7 protein-coding genes are annotated in these 8,878 nt (G+C 38.4%); all 7 read right to left on the minus strand.

Annotated features, from left to right (window positions below):
• Window positions 1-705: 705 nt before the first annotated feature.
• Window positions 706-1,329, minus strand: a complete 624-nt coding sequence (locus PHP06_09510) for a TetR/AcrR family transcriptional regulator (GenBank protein MDD3840789.1) — start codon at window positions 1,327-1,329, stop codon at window positions 706-708.
• A gap of 135 nt (window positions 1,330-1,464) precedes the next feature.
• Window positions 1,465-3,108 (minus strand): amidohydrolase family protein, encoded by a 1,644-nt coding sequence (locus PHP06_09515; GenBank protein ID MDD3840790.1) that lies wholly within the window; start codon window positions 3,106-3,108, stop codon window positions 1,465-1,467.
• Window positions 3,109-3,180: 72 nt separating this feature from the next.
• Window positions 3,181-4,080, minus strand: a complete 900-nt coding sequence (locus PHP06_09520) for a nitroreductase family protein (protein ID MDD3840791.1) — start codon at window positions 4,078-4,080, stop codon at window positions 3,181-3,183.
• Between the two features lie 101 nt (window positions 4,081-4,181).
• On the minus strand, window positions 4,182-4,880 hold the full coding sequence (locus tag PHP06_09525; protein MDD3840792.1) for an HAD family hydrolase: 699 nt from the start codon (window positions 4,878-4,880) through the stop codon (window positions 4,182-4,184).
• Window positions 4,881-5,053: 173 nt separating this feature from the next.
• Window positions 5,054-6,499 (minus strand): aminotransferase class III-fold pyridoxal phosphate-dependent enzyme, encoded by a 1,446-nt coding sequence (locus PHP06_09530; GenBank protein ID MDD3840793.1) that lies wholly within the window; start codon window positions 6,497-6,499, stop codon window positions 5,054-5,056.
• Window positions 6,500-6,530: 31 nt separating this feature from the next.
• Entirely contained in the window at window positions 6,531-7,844 is a 1,314-nt protein-coding gene (locus tag PHP06_09535; protein MDD3840794.1) for a RuBisCO large subunit C-terminal-like domain-containing protein, read from the minus strand.
• A 38-nt stretch (window positions 7,845-7,882) separates the two neighbouring features.
• The coding region (locus tag PHP06_09540) for an FGGY-family carbohydrate kinase (GenBank protein ID MDD3840795.1) at window positions 7,883-8,878 on the minus strand (996 nt) is incomplete at its 5' end.

The raw sequence follows: 8,878 nt of genomic DNA on the forward strand, positions 1-8,878 counted from the left end.
GGTAGGAGATTGTAACAAAAATCCAGCTATTGGCTATATACCATTAGCTTTTTCTTGTATTTGCCCATTCCCATGCAGGGCACACATAACAATAGCGGTACTGATATCAGTACCGCTATTGTTATTTAGTATCAATTCCTTATAGGTAGTCTAATAACGACAAAGAATTTAAAAAACTTACAGTTGAGAACATGTAGTTTCAATTCCTTATAGGTAGTCTAATAACAGGGCTTTGGCAACACGTTTCTGTTCAACATCATAAAGTTTCAATTCCTTATAGGTAGTCTAATAACTCACCGTATATATTGATAATACTCCATTCTTCCTTTTATGTCAAAATATAATATTTTATCTTTATTTATCAAATCTTTACTAGTTTACCCTCCATACCCCTTATTATAAAAGGTTTAACGATATAATAAGAAATGTCGTCGATCTCCAAAGGTTTTTACCTTACTGAGGATCGACGACATTACCATAATTTAAAATACATTCTAATATATTAATAATTGTCTTAGGAAATTGATTTATTTAATACCTTTTTATTTTTCGCCTCACATATTTCATCAATAATATTTGTAGCTACTTCACAAAAACCGCAATAATCTTCTTTAGGAATCGGCTTTAATACATATACAAGAATCGACTCGTTTCTACTTTTTATATTTTTCAAAAAATGGCCTTTGGTTTGTTTAATATTTTAAATCAATCCCCAGTTTTATAGTTTGGTCCGGCTATGCCTGCAAATATCATGTTTAAAAATGATTCAAATTCAACCTCCGACGTAGGTATTGAAATTCTTTCTTCCTTTATCCATTTAAAAAATGCGGCAAAATACATACCTAGTAGAGCTTTAGCCACATCCCCGGGATCCAGTTCTTCTAATATCTCTCCCTGCTTTTGTGCTTCTCTTATCAGTCCCAGCAAGATATTTTCTATCTCTTTTATAGGAAGAGGATATCCCTCATCCTTGAATACGGTGGCCCAGATTACTTTACGGGTAAGACGTAAAAATGAGGTACTATCCATTGCAAAGTGCTTTAAGGCAATGCGTATCTTTTCCACCGGACTTTTTACCCCTACCAGATCTGCTTCTATCAAATGTTCTATCTCCTCAACTTCATCAGCTGCAATACCCTCTAATAAACTCTCTTTTGTAGCAAAATAATTAAAAAATGTACTTTTTGATACATCTGCCTTTTCGGCAATCTCCTCTATTGAAGTGTTATCATAACCTTTATGCTGGAAAAGCGCCCTGGCTGCTTTTAAAATCCTTGCCCTGCTTTCAATCTTTTTGCGCTCACGGCGGGATAATTCTGTATTGCTCATGACAGCCTCCTTTTAATTAAAAGTCAAATTATACTCATATCAATTTTTGTAATCCACTACAATTTTATAATACAACGTCCAGCATTTTAAATCAAGCAAAGCTCCTCTTATTGTTATCATAATACTCTTTATGACCTACACGATCTTAATTACTTTTCCCGCCTTATTGTTAGTCATCTTTCCCTCCTTTAAAACATGGACCCCATTTATAAAAACATGTTCTATCCCATCAGGGGCTTTATCTGTTTGGTTGACACTAGTATTATCCTTTATACTATGCCAATCAAATACAGTTACATCTGCTGCCCATCCCTTTTTTAATCTTCCTCTATCCTTTATACCTACCCTATCTGCAGATGCACCTGTCATCTTATGTACAGACTCCTCCAAAGATAAAATTGATTTTTCCCTTGCCAATTGCAAAAACCGTGGATAACATCCGAAGCAACTTGGATTTTGTACTCCTGTGGTTTCTATCCATGCATCAGTCATAAAAAGGGATGCCGGATGCCTCATCAACGCTTCCACAATCTGTTGATTGCTATATCTATACTGCAATACCCTCGCTTCCCCCCCACTCTTTTTCACAAAATCCAAATAATTCTCTATCGGTGTTAATCCTCTCTCTTCTGCAATATCGTGTATAAACCTGCCATTGTAGTTATTAAGTTTTGGATGATTAGCATAAGTTATCTGTATATCTTTAAAACCAAACCCTAAAAACTTTTCTATCAAAGAGATTTCAAAACGGAGTTTCTTAAGTGCTTTACTATCATCATAAACTTCCGGCACTTTAGCCATAAACCATTCCGGTAAAATCACTGTAATGATGGATGCTCCGCAACTATAGGCATATGTATCAAACATAATATCAACACCATCATCAATGGCATCCTCTATCATCTTAAAACATCTTTCATATGTTTTCCATGTCTTCTCTCCCACAAATATCAAATGTGAAAACTGGAGCCGAACCCCTGTCTTTCTCGCAATGTTTAATAATTCTTGAAGTGCAATAATATTGTGAGGAGTCCCAAAAGGTCTTATAGGGTAAGTACCTGATAACGCAGATAATGCCCGGGCATGAACAGTAATGATTTTATTTCTTCTTTTCACCAATCCAGCGATCTGCAATATTTCATCCTGGCTGGCAAAAATCCCCGGCTCATACTGCAACCCAAAAGACACCCCTGCTGCCCCCTGTTCCATAGCCTCATCTAACAAATATAGTATTTCATCCATTTCTTTAGGCTGCATAGCATCAGCATCATACCCCCTTACCGATGTCCTGGTAGTTCCATGTCCTACCATCATAGCTATATTTGCTATGATTTTCTTATGCTCTAAATAATCAAAATATTCACTCATGCTTGACCATTTAAAATCAATATTACCCGCTTTAAAAACATTGCCTTTTATTTTATCCATATACTGAGTACCTTTTTTAAACCCTGCAGCACTGAAACCACAATTCCCTGTAATAAAGGTAGTTATTCCTTGACGAATAAAAGGATCAATAAATTGTTCCTGTTGGTCTGAAGGAAAAAACCAATCATTATGGGAATGTATATCTATAAAACCAGGAGCAATTACCTTTCCTTCGCAATCTATTTCTTTTCCCTCCACAACTATTTCTCTCTCACTGATCTCTTGAATAATTCCATCTTTTAAAAGTACATTTCCTTTAAAGCCTTTGTTTCCCGACCCATCTACTACATATCCGTTGCTTAACAGCGTATAACTAGCAGATTTGTCTATCACAGCATCTGCAGTATTCATACTCTTTATATCTCCTTTTTTCATACTTTTTAATCAGATAATAATAGGTTTAATCATTGAGATGCAAACTTTTTATATAGTTTTAGCTGTACCCCACCTGATATCAGGCATTCTCCTGGATACCCCACGATAGAAAGAACGTTTAGGGTAACCTAAGGTAATTGCCGCCTGTGGCCTGTATCCATCTGGCAATCCCAATTCCTTTCTCATGCCTGTATTATTTTCCAACGCCACTATAAAATATCCTATCTGACAGCTACCTAGACCTACCTTGTGAGCCGCCAATATCAAATTATACAAAGCGTATAGGCTATCATCTCTACCAAAATAACTGCCAGCAGGCGTGTAAGCTACAATAACTGCCGGAGCATTATAAAATACTGGATCTTCTCCATTTTTAAACCTTTCATAGACTCTTGAAAAACCTTTGGCACTTTGCTGTGCCTCTTTAAATTTTTTGCTCCCCAAGGCCGCCCTTATGAATGGTTTAAATATCGGTTTTTGAATGATTTTACCCAGTTCGAATAATACCTCAGCCGTTTTTCTGCTAAAATACTCTATTTCTTCTTTTTTATCCAGCACCAGCCAGTCAACTGATTGTTTGTTTTGTGAACTTGGAACCCAGCGGGAAATACTTATCAGCTCTTGAATTATCCTTCTATCAACATGCTTCGATAAATAGTTTCTAACAGAACGCCGGGCCCTAAAAAGCGCAATCATTTGTTCCAATTTCGGTTGATCTTGTTCAGCAATTTGGGGACATTCCATTAAAGGCAATAAGCTATGTTGTATTGCATCAAACTTACATCCGGCAATACAGTGACCACAAACCTCACACTTTTCTGCAAATACAGCCTTAACCCGTTTCCCTTCAAACTTGAATATTCCTTCGCTGCACACATTAACACATGTACCACAGCAGGAACATTTATCTTGATCAATAGATATATCAGGAATAGTATTGCTTTTCACAAAACTCCCCCCATAATCTGAAATCATCAAATTCTAAAAAATATCCATTTTATATAATTAAAATAGGCGCCGCTTATACTTCCCACCGCTTAACTCCTAATCTACTTTTCCAATATATTTATTATATCTTCTAACTTCCCTCTATATGTAGGTTTAGGAGTCGAATCCCTTAAATCTGATGAAGGACTTTTTACAAAAAAAGTTCTTATTCCTACATGTGCAGCTACCATATCCATATGTTCGTCACCTATCATCAAACATTGTTCAGGCTTGATATCAATCCTATCTGTTATTTGTTTATAATATTGTGGATTTGGTTTTGCAAATTTACAATTTTCAAATGAAGTCACCAATTTAAAAGGGAATTTATCCACCCCTGCCCATTTTAAACGCTCAAACATCACATCTTTAGGAAATATCGGATTGGTTGCTATGACAACTTGATATCCTAAATCAAATACTTTTTCAACCACCCTTTTTGCTTCAGGCACTTTCTCTTCTTCCCGCTCAAGGGAAGGAAGATCGTGTTTATGTACATAATCAAATATCTGCATCCCTTCATCAGCAGGATAATCGATCAGAGGAAAAAATGTTTCTATAAAAACTTGTTTGTTTATTTTCCTTCCATCATTTTTTGTCATAGCCATAAAAGCGGCATACATGGCCTTCTCAAACTTTTCCGGAGATATTGTATCAGGAAATCTATTATATACAAGCTTAATATATTCATCTCCCATCCTGTTTCTATCGTTTTTTAACAATGTACCATCAAGGTCAAAAAGAACAGCTTTTACCCCCATAATACCTCCTCCTTTGTATAGCAAATAATTCTATTTTCTAAAAGCGGCACCTGCTTTTTATTGTATCAAATCTGGTTTATATATCCAAATACACAAATTATAAAAGGCCTCGGAGATCCGGTTTTGAGATCTATCAATACAATCCCGAGGCCTTTTATCAAAATGCTTTGTCTTTATACTTCTATACTTTCAAATACCCTCCCAAATCTTTCCAGTGTGTCATCGATTATTTGATCGGTATCTGCCATACTAGTATACATACGACTGCCAGCAAGGGTGATCATCCCTTCTGCAGTATAAGCCGCACCAATCTCATGCAGTCGATACATGCGCTCTTTTAACTGTTCCATAAAATCCGGCTTTCTTATATCGATAAACATAAGACCTGTTGTTTCTAGATGGCATATAGATGCCTGATTGTAAACTACAAAGGGCAGCTTATATTTATCGATGAGTTTTTCTAGCCCTACACACAGTCTATCGCCTGCTCTGCCCGCCTTTATAGCTGCATCTGTTTCCTCTATCGCCTTTAGTGCATAATACCCTGCAACACAACTCAAAGGATTAGCAGAAAGCGTCCCACCAACATATGCACGTTTTTTGGTCCCCTCTACACCTGAAGCAAGGCAAGCCATTACTTCAGATCTGCCTCCTAACCCTCCTGCACCCGGGTATCCACCGGCTATAATCTTACCAAATACGGTGAGGTCAGGCTTTATGTTGAAGTAACCTTGTGCTCCTCCCATACCCAGTCTAAATCCAGTCACCACCTCATCAAATATGAGCAGAGCGCCAAATTCATCACATAGCTCACGGACTTGCTGGTTATATTCCTTGAACACCGGTCTGGTACCACTTTCAGGACCTACCGGCTCAATCAAAACCGCCGCAGTACCTCCATCTTGCTCATTCTTTTCCATAAGTTTTCTAAGTCCATCTATGTCATTAGGGAAAACTTCTTGGGTATCTGCCAAGCAACCTTTAGGTATACCATGGGCTTCAAAAGATCCTGTACCCGGGATGTGAAGTCCATAAACCAACTGGTCACTCCAACCGTGATATGCCCCGCCTACCTTTATTATCTTTTTTTTGCCTGTAAATGTCCTAGCAGTACGTATAGCCGCCATATCTGCCTCTGTACCACTTCCTAACATCCTAAACATCTCCACTGCAGGCATGTGTCGGTTTATAAATTCCGCTAATTTGAATTCATATTCGTGAAATAACCCTGTGACCGGTCCACAATCGTTTAAGAGCTCTATAACTTTTTCCCGAACAGGTTTATAATTGCTGCCCAACAATGTAGGACCTCCCGCTTGTAAGAAATCCACATAACGATTTCCATCCACATCCCATAGATAAGCTCCCTCAGCCTTTTTTATAGCCAAAGGAAAGGGATGGTTAAATGCGAGATTATGTTGAACTCCACCCGGTATATATTTTTTAGCTTCAGACGTCATCTCTCTAGATTTATTACACTTTGTCTGAAAATAGGCAGCATATTCCTTCATCTTATCTCGATTGATTTTACACACAGGGCGATTGACTAGTTCATTCAATTTTTTCAGTATTTCACCTGTGTCACGCCATTTGGATATAGCATATTTTTGATTATCCATCTTTATTCTCCTTTTGCTTTAATAATATTTTTTATTTCTTGCCTATTATCTCAAAAGTACCCTTCCATGCCGTCAATGAAGCTGCCAACTCCTCATGTTCCTTCGCAGCCTCTTCTAATGGAACACCACTCATAGTAGCATCTATAGCCTGCCTGAATGCCCTTGCCCCTGCCGTTGGACCTTGTGGATGCGCATGTATGCCTCCACCTGATCCTATAACGATATTAGGACCTAAATCCTTTATTACCTTTGGTACATTAGGAGGTGTAATCCCCCCTGAAGGCATAGGAAATGTGGGTTTTATATGATACATAGGGAAAGATAGATTAAGAGCTATCTTAGAGAATTTTTCAGGCAAAACAGTGGCTTTGCCATATGGAGCAGGATGAACTACTATATCAGCTCCTGCTAATCGGGCCAACTTACCCAACATGATATGTGAACTGATGCCGAATTCAGGTGACATATGATATGCACCGGCTACATCCATATGAGCAAGGATGGGGACATTTATATCAGGATCTTCTGCTAACGCACGAAGTACAGGTATTCCTGTGGCTACAAAGTTGATCATTATAGCATTACATCCTAGTTCTATTGCCCTCTTGGCATTTTCAAATACTTTAGGGATATCATCGGTAACATTTACCGAATATAGAGTCTTCTCTCCTTTTTCTTGATAGACCTCTTTTTCTGCCTCCATGTACAGCTTCACTCTTTGCTCTATAGTGTTAAATGATGCGTCTGCAATCAGCTCGTCATCTTTGACTATGTCCACTCCTCCTATTGCAGCTTCTCGGAATAGCTTCACTCCCACCTCCGGTGTATACCCAGTACAAGGCTTTATCATGTTGTTTAAAAGCGGACGTTTAGGTATACCCAGTAATTTCCTCACTCCACCTATACCGAATTTTGGCCCCTTAAAACCTTCCACATATTTTTTAGGTAGATAAAGATCGATCAGCTTTATCTGCCCCGCCAATGAGATATTTCCCACCACGGTAGACATCATCATAGAAAGCTGTGAACCAAAGTTTACTATCGGATATGCTATCTGTATTATGTAGGTTCTAGTCTTTGCATCCGGCGGTACTACATACTCATAGTCAGGTATTTCATACAGCGATACTACCTTAGCAACATGCTTTCGTCTCATCTCCGGAGTCTCTCCGGGTACCGGCACCCATGTCCCGGTAGATTGCTCAACTGCCATTGCAGGAGCTAATTTGGCCACAGGGATATCGACAGGAAATGTTGCAACATAAGTGGCAATCATAAAATTTTCCATGTCTATATCTTCCGGCAATGAGATAGGCATTGACTTTACATCCATATTCTTTAACATAATCTTACCTCCCTATAATATTGATATTTATATTAGTCTTAATTGGATATACTCTCTTGATTAGAGATTCCAATTTGACCTTCAGTCTGTTCCCGAACAGAATTGATGTTCCTATACAATCCGCGAAGACATCTATATATAAGCTTATAACTTCTATATAACCTGTCATATATCTGTTTGTTTTCAATCCTAGGCAAAAAAGTCTTTTCTACTATTACCTTTTTTGAAGTATCATCAAAATCCCGATAAGCCTTAAGGCCTACTGCTGCAATAAAAGCTGCACCTACAGCACCGCACATTTGAGATTGCTCTACCTTCTGAATACGGCGCTGAATTATATCCGCCATTATCTGCATCCATTCATCTGATTTTGAACCTCCTCCAATGACTTTTATAGTGGAAAGGGAAAAGCTATATCTTCTTTCAATTATCTCAACTATCCATCTAAGGTTAAAAGCTATTCCTTCGTACACCGCTTTGAGCATGTGCTCACGCTTATGGGACGCACTCATATTGAAAAAAGTAGATCTAACATAGGTATCACTGACGGGACACCGCTCACCATAAAGCCATGGAGTAAAAATTAAATAATCAGCTCCGGGAGAAAGGCTACGAATATTATCATCCATCAATCCATAAATATTTGTACAGCTGGCATCTTGCTGCTCATGTCTGTAAAATTCATCTTTTATCCACTCAAGGCATACTCCTGCCGTCTCCATCTCACCTAACAAAAGATTTTTATCAGGGATACCTGACTTTAAAGTCACCACACCGCTTCTGCCCGTGAGAGCTTTGGAAGTAGTAACTCCCACCCAGCCCGAAGTGCCCAAACAAATGTGCCCTTCACCTTCAGACACCGCACCTGCACCTATCGCGGCACTTTGCATATCGCCACATCCTCCAAATACAGGAATACCTTCCAGCAATCCGCATTGTTCAGCTGCTTCCCTTGTAATACCACCTACCCTATCTGTGGAACGCACCAGTTCAGGAAACTTATTTAAATCCAATCCTATATACCTTATGATCCC

This window comes from Clostridia bacterium (genome assembly GCA_028698525.1).
GTDB lineage: Bacteria > Bacillota > Clostridia > JAQVDB01 > JAQVDB01 > JAQVDB01.

Excerpts from the sequence above, each read along its gene's own strand:
- PHP06_09510 (MDD3840789.1), bottom strand. The coding sequence starts at position 1,329 with ATGAGCAATACAGAATTATCCCGCCGTGAGCGCAAAAAGATTGAAAGC.
- PHP06_09515 (MDD3840790.1), bottom strand. The coding sequence starts at position 3,108 with ATGAATACTGCAGATGCTGTGATAGACAAATCTGCTAGTTATACGCTG.
- PHP06_09525 (MDD3840792.1), bottom strand. The coding sequence starts at position 4,880 with ATGGGGGTAAAAGCTGTTCTTTTTGACCTTGATGGTACATTGTTAAAA.
- PHP06_09530 (MDD3840793.1), bottom strand. The coding sequence starts at position 6,499 with ATGGATAATCAAAAATATGCTATATCCAAATGGCGTGACACAGGTGAA.
- PHP06_09535 (MDD3840794.1), bottom strand. The coding sequence starts at position 7,844 with ATGTTAAAGAATATGGATGTAAAGTCAATGCCTATCTCATTGCCGGAA.